The organism is Candidatus Zixiibacteriota bacterium (genome assembly GCA_035574315.1).
GTDB lineage: Bacteria > Desulfobacterota > Binatia > UBA9968 > UBA9968 > DATLYW01.
In genome coordinates, this window is record DATLYW010000033.1 from 86,625 (window position 1) to 103,724 (window position 17,100).

The window sequence follows — 17,100 nt, forward strand, 5'->3', positions numbered from 1 at the left end:
GGAGCCGGGACCGGCCCGCTATTCGTCGGCGAAGGGGCACTCGCGGTTTTTCAGGATCACGTTCCGGTTCTTCATATCAAACTCGGAGCGGTATTCGAAGCGCTCGTGCATGACGGAGCTCGGGTCGTCGACGTGCTCGGCGCCGAAGACATGGCCCAGCTCGTGGATCAGAACGGCGACGTCGTATTTCGGTTCGTCCCGGATTCCGGTGTAGCGGAAGGGTTCCGTCACGGGCGCGACGACGTACCGGCCGAGCCCCTCGCGGCAGTTGCCGATCCGGTCGACGCGTGGCCGTCCCGATCTGAAGTAGCGGCTGCCAGCTTCCGCGGTGAAGGCGATCACGATGTCGTACCGGCCGGCGGACTTCCTCGGAGAAAACTCCCGTTTCAGCCGGGACAGGAGCTCCAGAGTCGAAGCAACGGGTTCCCCCGGCCACGCCGCGGCGCTTTCGGTGATCAGCCGGATGCCGAATTCGCGCTCGTAGTAGTCGGAAGCGGCCTCGACGAGGCCGCGGACCTCTTCCGGCCATCGCGGGTTGCGCTCTCTCAGGCCGGGGCTCGCGAGCGCTTTGACGCGGACGACGCGATGGCGCGGCTCGGGGCCGACGGCGGCGCAGGAGGAAAGAAGGGCTGCGCTAAGGATGCAGCAGATTGTCCGTCGGCGCGTAGTCATCGGTGAGCACCGGAACGTCATGGTCCGGCAGGGCGCCGTCGTAGTAGGCCACGCCGATGTCGCTGATGCGGTCCGGAAAAAGGCCGCGATCGAGCGCGGACGCCCGGCGGAGAATCTCTCTGATGTCGAGCCGGCGCTTGTCCTTGGTGGCGACCACGATCACGTTCTGAACCGTCTCGATACTCACGTTGTCGGGCCGCCGCGCGGCGAAGATGTAGGTCTGGGGGAAGACGCGCCGCTGGGTCTTGACGAAGGCGCGCGCGATCCTGCCCGACGGACCGGTGACGGCGCTGATGAGGTTGGTGACCACGATTCCGTTCGGCGTCAGCTTTTTCTGCGCGAGCTCGAAGAATTCGCGGGTCGCCAGGTGAAACGGCATCGCGTCGCTGTAGTAGGCGTCGATCAGGATGATGTCGTACAGATTCTGCGTCCGCGCGAGAAACAGGCGGCCGTCCTGCGCGTGAATGCGCAGGTTCTTTCCTTCGCGCACGTTGAAGTGGCTCCTGGCGATCCGGATCACCTCGGGGTCGATCTCGACCGCGTCGATCTCCAGGTCCGGAAACTCCTTCTGGACCTTTTTCGGGATCGAGCCGCCGCCGAGGCCGATCAGCAGCATCTTCCTGGCGTCGGGCCGGAAGACGAAGGCGAGCGAGGTGTAACGGGAGTACGTCAGCCTCAGCGCCGTGGGGTCGTTGAGGTTCATCGCGCTCTGCAACGTGCGGTCGAAGTACAGGTAGCGCGCCTCGTCGTCCTCCTCCACGCGGATGCGATGATAAAAGGTGTCCTTTTCCAGGATCGTGCGCACGCGAGCCCATGTCGGTAAAGGCCAGGAAGCCAGCACCGACCCGATCACGGAGAGCGCCGCGACCGCGCGGCCGAGCGCCGGGCTCCGCAGCCGCACCAGCGGCACGACCACGAAGGACAGTGCGATCAGCGTGAGCCCGAGCGAGTGGATGATGTTGCTCACGCCCATCACGGGGATGAGGTAAAAAGCCGTGAGCAGCGTGCCGAAGATGCTGCCGCAGGTCGAGACCGCGTAAAGGGTTCCGGCGGTGCTTCCGACGGTCGCCAGGCGGGTGGCGGCGAGGCGGATGACGTAGGGCGAGATCGTTCCCAGGAACACGCCTGGAAGCAGAAAATAGATGCTGCAGGCGATCAGCGGATTGAGCCGGGTCCCGAAATCGATCCCGGCGATCCACTCGTTCACCGTGGGATAGACGAACGGCAGGAAAAAGATGAGAACGCCGGGAATCAGGAGCAGCACGAGCAGCTTGCCGTACGACGGCTCGCGGGCCGAAAGCCACCCGCCCCAGTAGTACCCCAGGCTGAGCGCCGCCATCACCACCGAGATCAGGCTTCCCCAGACGAAGATCGAGCTGCCGAAATAGGGGGCGAGCACCCGGCTGCCGACGATCTCCAGTCCCATCAGGACGCCGCCGCTCACGAAGACGACGACATTGAGCAGCAAGTGTACCATGGTTCGTCTACTCCCACCCCCAGCTGCGTTCCTCGTCCACCACCGTCACGGGCTCGAGCAAATCCTCGGAAATTCCCTCGATGAACTGGGAAGGACGCGACAGCACCATCCTCAAGCCGCGGTCGAAGATCTTGATCGGGTAGCTGATGAAAAGGTTTTCCTTGGCCCGGGTGGCGGCGACGTAGAGCAGGCGCCGCTCTTCCTCCAGCTCCTCCTCGCTGTTCATGTTGTAAAAGGACGGGAAGCGCCCCTCCAGTGCCCAGATGATGAAGACCGAGTGCCATTCCAGACCCTTCGCGGAATGGATCGTCGACAGGACCAGCGGTCCTTCGTCGGGGTCCACCGCCAGCGTTCCGGCGACGCTGTCGGTCGGCGGCTCCAGCGCCATGTCCGAGAGCAGTCGCTCCAGGCTCCGGTACCGTTCCGTGATGCCCTGGAAATGCTCGAGGTCCCGCAGGCGCTTCGGGTAGTCGTCCGGATGCGTGCGTTTGAGAAGCGGGGCGTAGTATTGCATGAGGTATTGCGTCTGCTCGGCCGGGCGCTCCGCCGAGGCCGCGGCCTGCAGCACCTGGGCGAGGGTCTTGAGGCCGTGCGCGACCCGGTCCTTGGCGGGAAAGGAGCGCAGCGCCTCGAACGGCTGCGGCTCCTCGATCAGCCTCTCGCCGATCTTCTGGCTCATCTGGGGGCCGACGCCTTCGAGCAACAGCAGGACCCGGTTCCAGGAGATGGAGTCGCGCGGGTTGGCCAGCACGCGCAGGTGCGCCAGCAGGTCCTTGATGTGGGTGGTCTCCATGAACTGGAAGCCGCCGCGCTTGATGAACGGTATGTTGTGGCGCGCCAGCTCCAGCTCCAGGTCGAACGAGTGGAAGCTCGAGCGGAACAGCACCGCAATGTCCCAGAGCGGCACCCCTTCCTCGCGCAGCTCCAGGATCTTCTGGCAGACGAAGCGCGACTGCATCTGCTCGCTTTCCGCCTGGACCAGGAGCGGAACGGCGCCGTGCCGCTTGCGCGTGTAGAGCCGCTTCTCGTAGCGCTCGCGGGCTCGCCGGATGATCTCGTTCGTGAGGTCGAGAATCGGCTGCGTGCTGCGGTAGTTCTCCTCCAGCTTGATGATGCGGGTTCCCGGAAAAGCCTTGGGGAAGTCCATGATGTTGCGGAAGTCCGCGCCGCGGAACGAGTAGATGCTCTGCGCATCGTCGCCCACCACGGCGACGTTGTCGTGCGTGGCCGCGAGCAGCCGGATGATCTCGGCTTGCAGCGGATTGGTGTCCTGGTACTCGTCGACCATGAGGAAGCGGTAGCGCTCGGAGAGCCGGCAGCAGATATCCTCGCGCTGGCGCAGCAGGTCGCGCAGCTTGATCAGCAGGTCGTCGTAGTCGACCAGCGCCTTGGCCTCCTTGTAGGCCCGGTAGCGCTCCTGCAGTCGCACGAGATCGTCGAGCGACTCGAGCAGGTGCGGGTAGTCGCGCTCGACCAGGTCCGGCACCGAGGTCTGCTTGTTGACCGCCGTGCTGAAGATCTCGGCGACGGTCTGCTTGCGCGGAAAACGGCGCTCCTTCTGGTGCAAGCCCATTTCCGTGCGCAGCAGCTGGAGCGCGTCCTCGGTGTCCGACCGATCCATGATCGTGAACGACGGCGGCAGCTGGACGTGTCGCCCGAGCTGGCGCAGCACGACGTTGGCGAAGGAGTGGAACGTACCGCCGGCGACCTCGCTGCAGCGCTTGTCGACCAGCAGGCTGGCGCGGCGAAGCATCTCCTCGGCGGCGCGCCGCGTGAAGGTCAAGAGCAGGATCGAGCGCGGGTCGACGCCGACGTCGACCAGGTGGGCGACGCGGTAGACCAGCGTCCGGGTCTTGCCCGTGCCTGCGCCGGCGACGATCAGGAGCGGTCCTTCCACCAGCGTGGCCGCCTGGTACTGCGCGTCGTTCAGCTCCTTGCGGTAGTCGACGCCGGACGGACGCCGGGCGCTGTGGTTCGTGCTTTTGAGGACGTACGTCTTGGACAAGAGGTCTCCCGTCGGGGAGTACGTTACCTATTTTCGCCCGGTGGAGCAAGGGACGGAGGACCGCCGGGCCCCTTGTGCGGGGAGGCCGCGTCGCCGCGCGGAGCGAAGATTTGAAACGACTGACGGTCGAGGAAATCGAACCGCCCGCGCAGCTCGTAGCCGGCCCGGTTCATCTCGTCGAGGATGAGGGCCGCGGGCGTGTGATGCCCTCCCACGCCGGAGAACCAGGAGCGCTCGTCGAACTCGACGATCGCAACGCGCCCGCCGGGCGCGAGGTACTTTCGCAGGTTGCGAAAGTAGGCGACCCGGTTCCCGATATGGTGGTAAGTGTTGGCGGCGAAAACCAGGTCGATCTCGCGGTCCGGGAGCCGTGGATCGTCGGAGGCCGCCAGCACCGTCTGGACGTTGGCGAACCCCTCGCGCTGCGCCTGCTCCGCGACGAGCTCGATCATGTCGGGATCGATGTCGACCGCGTAGAGCTTGCCGGCCGGGCCGACCGCGCGAGCGAGGCGAAACGTGAAGTAACCTCCGCCGGCGCCGAGGTCGACCACCCTGTCGCCGGGGCGGAGCGCCAGCGACTCGACGACCCGATCGGGCTGCTGCCATTCATCGCGGCTCAGCCCCTCGTAGGCCCACTGCTTGAGCCTCCCGCAGGCGCCCGAAAGGGCGGCGACGAGAAAGAGCGCGAAAAACGAGCGGCGGAAGAAGACCCGGCTGCGGAAAACCCCTGTCATTGCGGCCCGCGCGGCAAACGGCTACGGCCGGGAGCGGTTGTGCGCCGCCTTGTCGAGCGCTTCTCCGACCTTGCGGCGCAGCTCGACCACGTCGAAGGGTTTTCCGACGAAGTCGAACGCGCCGCACTCCATGGCCTTCCCCGCCAGCTGGCGGGAGTTGAGACCGGTGAGCACGATGACCTCGCAGGTCGGATGGATGCGCTTGATCTGCCGGAGCACTTCGAGGCCGTCGGCCTTCGGCATGAGCACGTCGAGCAGCACGACCTCCGGTCTCTCGCTCTCCACCTGAGGAATCGCGCGGTCGACGGAGTCGGCTTCCAGCAGGCGGAAGGCCTTGCCGAAAACCATCTTCAGCGATTCGCGAACGCCGACCTCGTCGTCGACCAGCAACAGGGAAGGAAGGCTCATATCGCCCGGCAAAACACCCGGATTGTCCAGTACTCTCGCATTAACCGGCGCGGCTCGCAAGGGGCGCAACCGAAGACCGCCTTCGGCGGTCGTTCAAGCCGTTCAAGCGGTTCAATCGGTTCAAATCGTCCGACGCCGAAAGGTGCCGGTAGAATGCTCCCGCCGGTCGACGGTTCGCGGTCCCGGGTGCTTCGAACCTTGAACCGGAACCGGAAACTCGCTTCGGCCGATTTCCGGACAGAGCCGCGGCTGGTTCAGGTGGGCGGCGCATTCCTCGCGGATCTCTCGGGCGGATTTCTCGAAGACGGTTTTCAGATAGCCGGCGGCTTCGCGAAGGCAGGCGGCGCGGTCTTCACCGCGGTCGAAGGCCGAGCAAAAAGGAAACGCGTAACGGCCGTCCCAGGAGTGATCGACGAGGGCGTAGACGACGCCGCGCATGCAAGCCAGCCGCTGGTCTTCGGAAGCAAGCTCGCATTTTTCCGCGGCGGGCTTGATCCGCCCGAGGCGGACGTCGTTCGAAACGTCGCGGCCGATCGACATGACGCATTGAATCCGGAACTCGCCCGCCCGCCCGCATTCGGCGAACAGCCGCGCTCCCGTGACACCCATCTCGATCATCCGCGAGGTCTGCATCAGGTAGCATTGCGGGCGGTATTTCGCGTCGATCGCGTTGCACGGATAGTGATAATCGGTCGCGCTGAGATCGCGTTTCTCCGGGGCCGCGGCGGATACGTTTTCCATGAAGACGCCGCCGTAACAGGAGTCGCGGCTCCAGTCGTCCGGCAGCCCGTCGCAAATCTCCAGCGCCGCGTTGAGCCGATAGCGGGCAAAGAAGAGCAGCGCGTGGCCGAGGCCGTGAAGGCATTGAAAGCGCAGGCGCAGCGGCGCCTGCGGATCGCACGCCGAAGCCGCTTTTTCCCTGAGCTCGGCCTGGGAAGGATGTCTGCCCGCCTGCTCGTAGAGCCCGTCACCCCGCAGGAACCTTTCCACCGCGCCGTGATAGCAGCCCGAATGGCAGGTCTGATCGCAGGCGGCGAAAGAGTCGTGAATATTGCCTTTCAGGAGGAAGGTCTCGCGTCCGATCGCGTGCGCGACCGGATGGCAGTCGCGGCGCAGGTCGGCGTCCCCGGCTTCGAGCCGGCGGAGGTCGCCCAGCGCGTCCGCCGTCGACTGCCGCCTCAGCGCGTCGCGATAGAGAAGATCCAGGCACTCGGCGGCGCCCGGAAGCTGCAAGCATTCCCTGATCGCTTCCGGCGCCGGCAGTGCGAGAGAGGAAGCGCTCGCTCGCCCGCCTGCCGCAATCGAGATCGAGAACAGGAGGCAAATCCGAAAGAAAAGGCGCTCTTTTCGCAGGGCGCTTCCCTTCGACATGAGACGGAGGTTAGCCGAAGCGGACGGCGCCGGCAACGGCCGCGTTGCCCCCCGCAGCGGCGGTCCGGGTCGCGATAGCGGCGGCCTTGCGATTCTGGTATTTTCGAAGAAGCTTTCATGGCGAGGGTCACGGCGTTCTGCCTCTTGATCGGCTTATTCCTCCCCTCCGCGCTCGCCGCCGGCGAGACCTCGGCGGCGGTGCAGGTGCCGCTGTACGCGCCGCGCTATTTCCCGTTTCAAAACGGGGAGAAAGCCGTTTATCACGCCAGCTGGAACGGGATCCCGGTCGGAAGCGCCGAGGTCCAGACGAGGAGACTCTCGATCGAAGGCAAGCCTTTCTTCGCGGTCCGGGTCGATGCCCGGACATCGAGGGTCCTGGATCTGGTCTGGAAAATGCGCGACACGATCAGCTCGGTTTTCGACGCGAGGTCGCTGGCGCCGTCTCGTTACGTCTTCAACCAGCGCGAAAACCAGCGGGTGATCGACACCGATGCGCGCTACGATCCAGTGGCTAAGAAATGGTCGGTCGACCGCCGCCAGAAGGGCAAGAAGCCGCGCATCTACGAGTTCGACGGGCCCAACACGCTGGATCCGATCAGCGCCGTTTACCTGGCGCGAAGCGTGGATTTCAAAGTCGGCGACCGACTGCTGTTCCACGTGTTCGGCGGCCGCTATCGTTACCTTCTCGAGCTCACGGTCGAGCGAAGGGAGCCGGTTGCGGTGGGTAATCGAGCGGTGGAAGCGTTCAGGATCGTGCCCAAGGTCACCAATCTGACCAAGAAAGGCTACGCCGGCAGGCTTAACGAAGCCACCATCTGGATCTCCGCGGACGAGAGGCGGATTCCGGTGAAGCTTACGAGCAGGATTTTCGTCGGCAGCGTGGAGATGGAGCTTGCGGAAGGCGAGACCGGCCTTCGGCCCACCGCCACGGCTGCGGCGGGACGCCCGGGCTAGGTTGCCGATTCCAGGAGTCCCTGCGCCGTTTTTCCCTGCCGGTGCCCCGCCAGGTAAACAAAGCCCCTGCCGAGCCGTCTAAGCCTGGCGGAGGGTCGTCCGTCATGAAGCTCGGATCGTTGGCAGCCGGTCGCCCGGGTGCGGTTCTTGCCGCCTGTGAAGTCGCGATTTTCCTGCTCGCCGGATGCGCGGGAGGTGCTCTGACCACGCGGGAGAAAGCAGCCGGAATCGGCGCGCTCGGCGGCGCTGCTGCGGGAGGGATCATCGGGTCTGCGGTCCGCCATCCGGGAGCCGGGGCGGCGATTGGTGCAGCCCTCGGCCTGGGCGCGGGCGCGTTGATCGGCGACCAGCTCCAGGGAAGAGAGATCCAGGCCGCCGAGCAAGACGGCCGGATTCAGGCGAACCAACGGGAAATCGAGCGGCAACGGGCCGAGCTGGAAGAGCTCAAGCAGCGCCAAAGCGAGACCTACTACTGAGGCATTCGAGGTCTTTGGCTCAACCATGGAAAAAGTGCGGGACCGCATCGGCCGGGACTGGGAGGATTTCGCGCTCGCGCTCGTTCTCGCCCTCTACGCGATCCTCGGGATTCTCGCCCTCGGCGTTCTCTGGGCCGTGGCGCCCGGCTCGTAGTCCTTCCGCAGCCGCCTCCGCGCTTGATACGCGCCGGCGGTCGTCCTAGATTCGCCTATCATGCGGCTTCTGGTGACCGGCGCCGCCGGATTGATCGGGCGGCACGTCGCGGAGCGCTTCGCGCCAAAGCACGAGGTGGTGGCGCTCCGGCACGCCGATCTCGACATCACCGACCGAGAGGCCGTGCACCGAACCGTTGCCGCCGTCCGCCCTGCGTTGATCGTGAATGCCGCGGTCATCGAGGTCGACGAATGCGAGCGGGATCCTGCCTTGGCCCGGTCGATCAACGTCGACGGACCGCGCTGGCTGGCCGAAGCGGCGGCAGCCGCCCGCGCGGAGATCGTCCACTTCGGCACCAACTACGCGTTCAACGGCGCGGAGATCGGGCGCGCCCCCTACACGATCGACGATCCTCCGGACCCCGTGAACGTCTATGGCAGGACGAAGGTGGAGGGCGAGGAGGCGGTCCGGCGGGAGTGCCGGCAAAGTTACATCGTGCGCACTTCCTGGGTTTTCGGCCCCGGCAAGAGCGTCTTCCTGTGCTCCGTCCACAGGAAGCTGCGGGCGCGGCAAGCGGTGCGGGCCATCGCGGATCTCTGGTCGAGCACCACGTACGTGAGGGACCTGGTCTCCAGACTCGAAGCGGTGCTCGCCGCCCGGCGCCACGGGACCTATCACATCGTCAACGCGGGCGTCTGCTCGTACTACGAATTCGCGGTCGAGGCGGCGCGGCTGGTGGGTCTCGGTCCGCCCGAGATCGCACGGCTCGTAAGCGGGGTGAAGGAAGCCGATATGGCGCGCCTCGCCCCGCGCCCCCGCTACACCCCGCTTCGCTGCCGGCTTTCCGAAGAGCTCGGGTTGCCGCCGCTGCGCCACTGGCGAGAGGCGCTCGCGGAGTACGTCGTCTCGTGACCGGTACGGCGGCGCTCAACCGCGATTTTTCGCCGCGCGCGCAGCGGCCACGTCGCCCTCGCCAAGCCGGTAGAATCGCGCCGGGTTATCGAAGAGGATTTTTCTCTTGACCTCGTCGGTCAGGTCCGTGCGCCTCATCAAGTGGGGCAGGTCCCCGCCGAACTGGTCGCGCTCGCGCTCGTGCGGAAAGTCGGAAGCCCACATGACGACGTCCGGTCTGACGAGGTCGAGCACGTAGGGCGCGGTGCGCTCCTCCACCTCCATGGTGAAGAAGATGTTGCCGGACTTGAAGAAGCGGCTGGGAGGGGACGTGAGCTGCGGCGCCAGCCGGGCGGCGAACTTCTCGTAGTCCTCTTCCATCCTGTCCATCATGAACGGCACCCATCCCGCGCCGGCTTCGAGGTAGGCGACTCTGAGGCGCGGGAATTCCTGGAACACTCCCTGGAACATCATGTTGGTGAGCTGAATAAACAGCGCCACCGGGTGCTCCAGCGTGTGCGCCTCGAGGAAGCTCGCGACGCGGTCGAGGCCGAGGTTCTGGCTGACGCCCCCGTGGATGGCGAGAGGGACGTCGAGGGACTGTGCCTCGTCGTAGATCGGGTGGAAGACCGGCGAGCCGTAGAGGGGGAGCTTGTTGTTGGTCACGGCGGGCAGCAGGCCGCCGACGAAGCCGAGCTCCCTGACGGCGCGTCGCAACTCGGCGGCGGCCGCCAGCGGATCCTGGGGCGCCAGCAACGCCATGCCTTTCAGGCGGGGCGTCTGGCTCGTGAAACGATGATGGAGCCAATCGTTGTATCCCTGGGCCAGAGCCGCGGCCCAGGCCGGCAGCTGGATCATCCCCAGCGCCAGGGCCGAGGTAGGGTAGAGCACCGCGCAGTCGATGCCGTTCTCGTCCTGGAACCGAATCCACCCTTCGGCGTCGGGGTCTTCGCGCCGGCCCTTGCGCGAGAGCCCGCGCTGCCAGCCGTCGGCGTCGAACAGGGGCCAGGTGGCGTGCCAGTTCATCTCGGCGAACGGGCCCCGAACGTGGCCGAAGAGATCCTGATGCTGTTCCATGACGTGTCCGTCGGCATCAATGACAAAACCGTTCATGCGTGGCCTCCCGGATGCGCGCGCCGCCGCGCGATCCTACTGTAGAAAGATCTTGCGGTACTCCTTTTTCTTCACCTCGAAATCCTCTTTGCCGAAGCGATGCATCTGGACGAACTCGATCTTGTCCGCGTCCGGCAGCGGCGGATGGATGCCGCGGCGATTCACGAACTCGCCGGTCTGCGCCTGTATGTTCATGCTCTCGTCGTCGAGGAAAAAATCGATGAACGCCTTGCCGGCGTTCGGCCGCGGCGCGCGGGCGCCCAGGCAAATGTACTGACCGTCTCCCAGAAGCCGGTAGTCGCGCACCCAGTCCAGGTTTGCTCCCTGCCTGTTGTAAGTCAGGACGAAGCGCACGAAGGTGATCCCGACCGGCGTCTCCCCGGTCCCGACGCGATCGGCGGCGGGGACGATCGACTCGACGAACACGGGCCTGGCCGCGGCGAGGTCGCGGATGAACTTCTCGGCGCGCGGCTTGGGCATGATCCTGTCCAGGCTTGCGAGCCATTGAATCGTGAGGGTGTGGTTCACGGGATGCGGCATCACCAGCTTGCCGCGGTATGCCGGCCTGACCACATCGGTCAGGGTTCTGGGAGCCTCGGAGGCCCTGATGCCGTTCTTGTTGTAGATGACCCCGTAGAGCACGTTGCGGTATCGCGCGCCGAGCACGGGATCGACGGCGTCTCTGGCGAACCCCTTCAGCGAAGGCGACTCGTAACTGGCGAAGGCTCCCTCCTTCGCCATCAGGTGCATGTGGTCTCCGGTGGTCGCCACGACGTCGAAAACGGGCTTCCCCACGCGGTGCTCGGCGAGGACGCGGTCCATGACCTCGGTCGAGCCGCCGCGCCAGTATTCCATCTGCAGCCCGGTCTTCGCCTCGAAGGCCTTCTTGATCGCGTCTGCGGTGAAAGTCTCCATGGACGTGTACAGGACCACCTTGCCGCCCTCTTTCTTCGCGGCGGCGACCTGCTGGACCGTCTGGGCGAACGACGAGAGGGGCGCAAGCAACAGAACTCCGACGATTGCGATCGAAAGTCCGGCCATAGTCGCCTCCTTGGGGCCTCGACCCAACTTCGGACCCGGTGCGAACTTCAAAGGTTCCACGTTCGTTCGGGTTCAATACGAGAACCGGAAACCATCTTACTAGTGCAGGGCTTCCCGCCTCGTCAAGCGCATCCGCCGTCACCTTCGACACGAAGACGAAACGGGCCCCGCCGAAAAGGACATTTTTGTCAATTACGGACAAAGTCAAGCACCGAAAAATCTCGAGGCTGAGCGCGGCCTTCTCGAAATCAAGCGCAGAATCACGGGCTTACCTCCCCTGGAATGCTGGCACGGCAATTGCGACGGGGTGAAACCGGCTGCAAAGCCAGGACAGAGAGGGACAACATGGAAAACCAGGGAACACCAGAGTACTCGGATATCCGTTTCGCGGACGAAACGTACCGCGCGGCCGTGTGTCCTCGCTGCAACACCAAGATTTTTCCAAGCGACCTTCTCGAGGCCCACATGGACCGCCACCAGATAAAGGATCTCTATCTGGAGGGCGAGCTGAAGAAACTGCAGTTCGCGATGGCGCGAATGAGGTAGTCAAGGATCGTTCCACGACCGTGTTCCGTGGGCGCAAAGCCGGGTAAACCTCCTCGACTGGTTTTGCGCCGTTGCCGAGGGTGTCCCCTCCTCCTCGGGGACACCCCCTCCCCTCAAAAGGCCTTCTGCTTATAGTCGCTTCGCTCCAGATCAAACCGTTCGACCCTTTCGCTCCGTTCAAACGTCTGGCGCCAAAGGGCGCTGGGTGTGCGCTCGTGCCGGTCCCGTCTGCGGTCCGCGGTCCCGGCTCCTTCGAACCTCGAGCTGCGAACGGTTTTTTCGAGCTCCGAGGTGCGGCCGACGGGATACGAGAGACCGCCGGAGCGGCTGCGCCAGCTCCGATCTGGATTCGAATCCACGGGGAAAAACGCCCGCGCGGCGAGTATTGTTGACGCCAGGCGATCCGCTGGCGTAGGCTCGGGGACGACGGGGCCGCAGACCTGCTTCCGGCAGCCCGACAGCTTCGCCATGGCCGACCTCACGATCACGAACGCGCTAGTCATTCCCATGACCGAACGGCGGCACGCCCTGCGCGGTTTCGTCCGCGTCACGGGCGATACGATCGTCGAAGTGGCCGCCGGCTCCCCCGGCCGGGCTCGAGCGGACGAAATGGTGATCGACGGCGCCGGCTGCGTGCTCCTTCCGGGGCTCATCAACGCGCACACGCACCTCTACCAGGTTCTCATGCGGGCGTTGTGGGAGGATCTGCCCCTTGTGCCGTGGCTCAAGCGGATTTACGGGGCCGCGCGCGTTCTGCGCCCGGAGCATTTCTACGCCGGGACGCTGCTCGGGTGCGTGGAGGCGATTCGCGGCGGAGTCACGACGGTTTGCGAGCACAACTTCCTCAATCCGCATCCCGACTGCGCCTTGGAGACCGCGCGAGCCATGGAGGCCGCGAAGCTGCGCGCCGTCCTGGCGCGAACGATCATGGATACCGGCGAGATCGTGCCCGAATGCGTCCGGGAAAAGCCCGATGAAGCCTTCGCGCGCATCGAATCCCTGATGGCGCGCGGTCCCCGGTCGGCGACGTTTTCGTGGATGACCGGTCCCAACACGCCGCCGCTGAACGCCACCGCGGCGCTGCTGAAGGAGATCCGGCGCTTTGCCGACGAGAAAGGAATCGGTATCAGCGCCCACGTCGCGGAGGCGCGCGCGGTGGTGGAGCTGGCCCGCCGGGAGCACGGAAAATCGGGAGTGGTCGAGCTCCTGAGCGAGTTCGGCATCCCGGGACGCCGCTCGGTATTCGCGCACTGCGTCCATCTCGAGGCCCGCGAGATCGCGCTGCTCAAAGAGAGCGGCACGTCGGTCTCGCACAACCCGGTGAGCAATATGATGCTGGGCGACGGTGTCGCACCGGTCGTGGAGATGCTGCAGCAGGGCGTCAACGTCGCGCTGGGCACGGACGGCGCGGCAAGCAATCACTCGCAGGACCTGTTCGAGACCATGAAGGTCGCCTCGCTGCTGCAGAAAGTCCATCACCGGGACGCGGCGATCATCGATCCGTATACCGTGCTGGAAATGGCGACTGCCGGCGGAGCGAAGGCGTTGGGGCTGGCCGGGCTTTGCGGGACGATCGAAACGGGCAAGCGCGCCGACCTGATTCTGGTCCGGATCGACGCCTGCCACATCGAGCCCGTCAACGACGTCTTCAGCCAGCTCGTCCACTGCGCCAGGTCGAGCGACGTCGTCACGACGGTGGTCAACGGCGAGATCTTGATGAGGGATCGGGTGCTGCTCGGGCTGGACGAGGAGCGCGTTCTCGAAGAAGCGCGCCGCGCGCACCGCGATCTCAGGGAACGCCTCGCGGGCATTTCCTTTTAGTAAGAGACGCTTCGCTCCCGTTCAAAACGTTCAAGCCGTTCAACCGCTCCGCTCCGTTCAAGCCGTGCCGGGCGGCAAAGCGGGGAGTAGCGGCGAACGCAAGACGCCCGACGTTAGGCGCTGGAGGCCGCTGAGCGCCGGCGGCTCGTTTACCGGGAGGCCGTGTCCGCTTCGTCGATCGCCCGGCGAACCAGCCGTTCGAGCGTCTCGTAGGGGTGCGCGCCGACCAGCATGTAGCGGCCGGCCACGAAAGTCGGAACCGCGTCGATGCCCAAGGCGGCGCAGCGGCGCCAATCCTGGTCGACAGCCCCCTTGAAGGTGCGCGCGGCGAGAATTTCGAGGGCTTCGTCGGCGGGCAGCCCGGCCTCGGCGGCGATGGCGCCGAGCACGGCGGCCTTGCCGATGTTCTTGGCGTCCACGAAGTAAGCGCGAAAGATCGCGTCGTGGACCTCCCGGCCTTTGCCCCGGCTCTCGGCCCATTTGGCGAGCTCCTGCGCCAGCCGGCTGTTGTAGGACATGTCTCGTTCGGCGTTGTACGGGAGCCCTTCTCGGTCCATGCTCTCCTTCATCCGGAGGTTTCTGGCGACCGCCTCGGGGCCGCGCGGCGCGCCGTCCTCGGGCGTTTCCGGATGGAGCGGAAACTGAGTCGTTTTGACCGCCAGTCCGTAACTGGCCCTGAGCTTCTCGACACGCCCGGTGACGAGATAGCACCACGGTCAGACAAAATCCGAGAAGACTTCCAGCACCACGGGCGGCGCCATGATTTCCTCCTGATCGGGAATCGCCGATTCTACTTTTCCTCGCGCCACAAAGTCAAAGGCTCGCCGCCCGGAGTTGCGGCCGCGGCCGGATAGAAGATCCTGGTTCCTTCGGGCCGCGCGAACGGCGGCAGGCGATGCTCCCGGCAGCCGTCGTCGAGGATATGGCGCACGCGCCAGCCCCGCACCACGAACGCGTCCGCGAGCAGCTGCCGGTGGCACCGCCACGGCAGCGCTTCGGCGCACATCAGCGCCGTCGGTCGCTCCTTGGCGAGCCCGGCGATCTCCTCGACCCCGGCGGCGAATTCTTCCGTCAGCGCGAAGTCGGCGTAACCGCGAAAAGCCGCCGTCTTCCAGCCCGTGTTCGGCGAGCCGGGCGCTGGCTTGCGGAAGCCGCCGAGGTCCCCGCGCCAGCGGTAATCGATTCCCGCCCGGCCGAGCAGCTCCGCGAGCGTCTCGCGGCAGAAATGCGGCAGGCGGCGCGAAACGGGCCAGCGGCGCACGTCGACGAGGAGCGCAACGCGGTGGAGCGCGAGCAGCTCGATCAACGGCTGCGCTGCGCGCGTCGAGTGTCCGACGGTGTGGATGACGTTATTCAGGCGCGCGCAATCGGCAACGGCGTCCATGTTTCGAAGCTTACGGCGATCGCGCCGGTAAATCCACAGCGCGACCTTGCCGCTTATCCGGACATCCGTCGGCGCGATGGTAGGGCTTCGGCAACATCGGCCAGTTTCGGCCGAGCAGCTGACATTGGCCGATCGGGCAGGCGCGAGCGCCGGAAACCCGGGCCTGCAGCCTTTCCCCCTGGTTTTCGCCGCGGACGGGTGCTTGTCCGGAGGACTTTTGGAACCGCAATGAACGCCGTAGTATTGGTAGAGTGAGGACCGGAGACCGGCACGAACTCACCCGGCGCCTGCAGGCGCGGGACCGCTTGAACGGAGCGAAGCGATCGAACGGCCTGAACGGGGGCTCAGTCCGCCAGCCGGAGGGCTTTTTTTCCCCGGGCACCTGGATCTGGCGCGTGCACCGCGAGGCCGGGCTGATCCTTGCCGGAGGGCGGGCGCTGCTGATGCAGCTCGCGCACCCGATGGTCGCCGCGGGCGTGGCCCAGCACAGCCATTTCCGCGACGCCCCTCTTTCCCGGCTCCAGCGGACCCTTGCGCTCATGTGGTCGATCGTATTCGATCCGGCGGAACAGGCCCGGGCGGCCCTGGAACAGGTGCGCAAAGCGCATTTGAGAGTGGAAGGGGTCGTCCCCGAGGGCGAGCCGGCCTTCGGCGGGCGACCCTACCGCGCCCTCGACCCGGAGCTGCTTCTCTGGGTACACGCGACCCTGGTCGACTCGGCGATCGCCGGCTACGATCTCTTCATCCGCCCGCTCGCCGCGGCGGAACGCGCCAGCTACTACCGCAGCACGATCCGGCTCGCCGAGCTGTTCGAGATTCCCCGCGCTCTCGTGCCGCCGTCGCTCGGCGCATTCGAGGATTACATGGCCCGCATGCTTTTCGGCGGCCCCGTCGTCGTCGGACCCACCGCCCGGGAGCTCGCAATCGAGATCCTGGCGCCCCGGCCGCTGCTGCTGCGGCCGGCGGGGCCTCTGTTTTCGCTGATCACCGCGGGACTGCTGCCGGCGCCGCTGCGCGAGGGCTACGGAATTCGCTGGAGCGCCGGGCGCGAGAAAAGGTTCCGGGCGGCAGTGACCGCCGTGAGGGTTTTCCTGCCGCTCCTCCCGGCGGCGCTGCGCGTCGCTCCCAACGCGCGGCGCGCCGAGAGGGCGCGCGCCGTCAATCGGTGAGATCCAGCAGGACGCCGTCCGGATCGGCCAGCGCGTGGCGGCAGAGGCTGCAGGCCTCCAGATTCTTCTGCCGCGTGGCGCCGTCGCGCCCGATGGCGATCTTGCGCGGCGCGGAGGCGGGCGCCGACGCGGCGAGCGCTTCGAGGTCCCTCTTCGCGCTTTCGAGGCTTTCCACCTTGAATCCGAAGTGGTCCAGTCCCGCCATGAGGCCGCGGTACGAAATCATGTCCCAGGGCCGCAAGGCGAGCGTGACCTTGCCGTCGGTCAGGTAGTAGTGTCCGTTGCCCGACAGGGCCTCCACGGGCCGCAGATCGAAAACGTTCTGGTAGAACTCGGCGAGATAGCCGGGGCGCGCGCTGCGGATGGCGATGTGGTTGATCCAGCGCGGCTGCTCCCAGCCTTCCTGCAGGTAGCCTTCGCGAACGTTGGCCATTCCTTTCTGCGACAGATCGAACTGGTTGCCGTCGGGATCGTGGGATCGCAGTCCGGCGAAGGGAACGTGGCTCTGGCTCTGGGCGATGCCGATCTCGGGATAGTGACGCTTCAACCGCTCGCGCACCTCCTGCACGTCGTCCACTTCCAGGCCGAAGTGATCCAGCCCCGCACCGAAGCCGGGCTGGCGTTGCAGCAGGGCGAGGCCGATCACGCCGTCGCTCAGGTGGCCGCGCTCCTTGTTGTAATTGCCGTGCTCGTCGGTCATGCCCTCGGTGATCTTCTTCATCCCGAAAACCGTCCTGTAGAACGTCGCCATGCGCGGGTAGTTTTCGGTATGGATCGCCACGTGCCGGATCTTGGTGACCATGGGCGCCCTCCTCTCGGGCGGATTCTTCTCCAGGTCGAGCACGGTTGTCAACAGGCGCGGCCTCGCGGCGCGGGCGGCTTGA

General features: G+C 65.9%; 18 protein-coding genes. 7 read left to right on the plus strand and 11 right to left on the minus strand.

Annotated elements, in window-relative coordinates:
- Window positions 1-18: 18 nt before the first annotated feature.
- The 6 genes from VNN77_11605 to VNN77_11630 form a co-directional block, all read right to left on the minus strand.
- Complete coding sequence (locus tag VNN77_11605) at window positions 19-672, minus strand: M12 family metallo-peptidase (protein ID HXG52036.1); 654 nt, start codon at window positions 670-672, stop codon at window positions 19-21.
- Entirely contained in the window at window positions 635-2,149 is a 1,515-nt protein-coding gene (locus tag VNN77_11610; GenBank protein HXG52037.1) for a fused MFS/spermidine synthase, read from the minus strand. Before VNN77_11610 ends, VNN77_11605 begins: the two co-directional genes overlap by 38 nt.
- A 7-nt stretch (window positions 2,150-2,156) precedes the next feature.
- Complete coding sequence (locus VNN77_11615; protein ID HXG52038.1) at window positions 2,157-4,154, minus strand: ATP-dependent helicase; 1,998 nt, start codon at window positions 4,152-4,154, stop codon at window positions 2,157-2,159.
- A gap of 23 nt (window positions 4,155-4,177) precedes the next feature.
- The gene (locus VNN77_11620; protein HXG52039.1) at window positions 4,178-4,888 is read right to left on the minus strand and encodes a class I SAM-dependent methyltransferase; all 711 of its coding nucleotides are present in this window, start codon (window positions 4,886-4,888) and stop codon (window positions 4,178-4,180) included.
- A 21-nt stretch (window positions 4,889-4,909) separates the two neighbouring features.
- Window positions 4,910-5,296: a response regulator gene (locus tag VNN77_11625; protein ID HXG52040.1), complete on the minus strand. Its 387-nt coding sequence runs from the start codon at window positions 5,294-5,296 to the stop codon at window positions 4,910-4,912.
- 120 nt (window positions 5,297-5,416) lie between these two features.
- Window positions 5,417-6,529 carry a hypothetical protein gene (locus VNN77_11630; protein HXG52041.1) on the minus strand — a complete coding sequence of 371 codons (1,113 nt, stop codon included), beginning with the start codon at window positions 6,527-6,529 and terminating at the stop codon, window positions 5,417-5,419.
- A gap of 255 nt (window positions 6,530-6,784) precedes the next feature.
- On the opposite strand from VNN77_11630, the gene VNN77_11635 reads away from it, so the two are divergent.
- The 4 genes from VNN77_11635 (at window position 6,785) to rfbD (ending at window position 9,163) form a co-directional block, all read left to right on the plus strand.
- A complete protein-coding gene (locus VNN77_11635; GenBank protein ID HXG52042.1) occupies window positions 6,785-7,621 on the plus strand; it encodes a DUF3108 domain-containing protein in 837 nt (278 codons plus the stop codon).
- Window positions 7,622-7,725: 104 nt separating this feature from the next.
- The gene (locus VNN77_11640) at window positions 7,726-8,097 is read left to right on the plus strand and encodes a glycine zipper domain-containing protein (GenBank protein ID HXG52043.1); all 372 of its coding nucleotides are present in this window, start codon (window positions 7,726-7,728) and stop codon (window positions 8,095-8,097) included.
- A gap of 25 nt (window positions 8,098-8,122) precedes the next feature.
- Window positions 8,123-8,251, plus strand: a complete 129-nt coding sequence (locus VNN77_11645) for a hypothetical protein (GenBank protein ID HXG52044.1) — start codon at window positions 8,123-8,125, stop codon at window positions 8,249-8,251.
- 60 nt (window positions 8,252-8,311) lie between these two features.
- Window positions 8,312-9,163: a dTDP-4-dehydrorhamnose reductase gene (gene rfbD / locus VNN77_11650; protein HXG52045.1), complete on the plus strand. Its 852-nt coding sequence runs from the start codon at window positions 8,312-8,314 to the stop codon at window positions 9,161-9,163.
- Window positions 9,164-9,178: 15 nt separating this feature from the next.
- On the opposite strand, the gene VNN77_11655 is transcribed toward rfbD, so the two are convergent.
- Both VNN77_11655 and VNN77_11660 read right to left on the minus strand, forming a co-directional pair.
- Window positions 9,179-10,255, minus strand: a complete 1,077-nt coding sequence (locus VNN77_11655; protein HXG52046.1) for an amidohydrolase family protein — start codon at window positions 10,253-10,255, stop codon at window positions 9,179-9,181.
- A gap of 36 nt (window positions 10,256-10,291) precedes the next feature.
- Window positions 10,292-11,296 (minus strand): extracellular solute-binding protein, encoded by a 1,005-nt coding sequence (locus tag VNN77_11660; protein ID HXG52047.1) that lies wholly within the window; start codon window positions 11,294-11,296, stop codon window positions 10,292-10,294.
- Between the two features lie 345 nt (window positions 11,297-11,641).
- On the opposite strand from VNN77_11660, the gene VNN77_11665 reads away from it, so the two are divergent.
- Entirely contained in the window at window positions 11,642-11,842 is a 201-nt protein-coding gene (locus tag VNN77_11665) for a hypothetical protein (protein ID HXG52048.1), read from the plus strand.
- Between the two features lie 468 nt (window positions 11,843-12,310).
- Complete coding sequence (locus tag VNN77_11670) at window positions 12,311-13,663, plus strand: amidohydrolase (protein HXG52049.1); 1,353 nt, start codon at window positions 12,311-12,313, stop codon at window positions 13,661-13,663.
- A gap of 149 nt (window positions 13,664-13,812) precedes the next feature.
- On the opposite strand, the gene VNN77_11675 is transcribed toward VNN77_11670, so the two are convergent.
- Window positions 13,813-14,424, minus strand: coding sequence for a DsbA family oxidoreductase (locus VNN77_11675; protein HXG52050.1), 612 nt, complete (start codon window positions 14,422-14,424; stop codon window positions 13,813-13,815).
- Window positions 14,425-14,453: 29 nt separating this feature from the next.
- Window positions 14,454-15,047: a DUF488 domain-containing protein gene (locus tag VNN77_11680; protein ID HXG52051.1), complete on the minus strand. Its 594-nt coding sequence runs from the start codon at window positions 15,045-15,047 to the stop codon at window positions 14,454-14,456.
- A 305-nt stretch (window positions 15,048-15,352) separates the two neighbouring features.
- Here VNN77_11680 and VNN77_11685 point away from each other — a divergent pair, with 305 nt between their 5' ends.
- Window positions 15,353-16,216 carry an oxygenase MpaB family protein gene (locus tag VNN77_11685; GenBank protein HXG52052.1) on the plus strand — a complete coding sequence of 288 codons (864 nt, stop codon included), beginning with the start codon at window positions 15,353-15,355 and terminating at the stop codon, window positions 16,214-16,216.
- Here the strand turns inward: VNN77_11685 and VNN77_11690 are convergent.
- Entirely contained in the window at window positions 16,206-17,018 is an 813-nt protein-coding gene (locus VNN77_11690; GenBank protein HXG52053.1) for a VOC family protein, read from the minus strand. The two genes, VNN77_11685 and VNN77_11690, sit on opposite strands and share 11 nt — an antisense overlap.
- Window positions 17,019-17,100 lie beyond the last annotated feature (82 nt).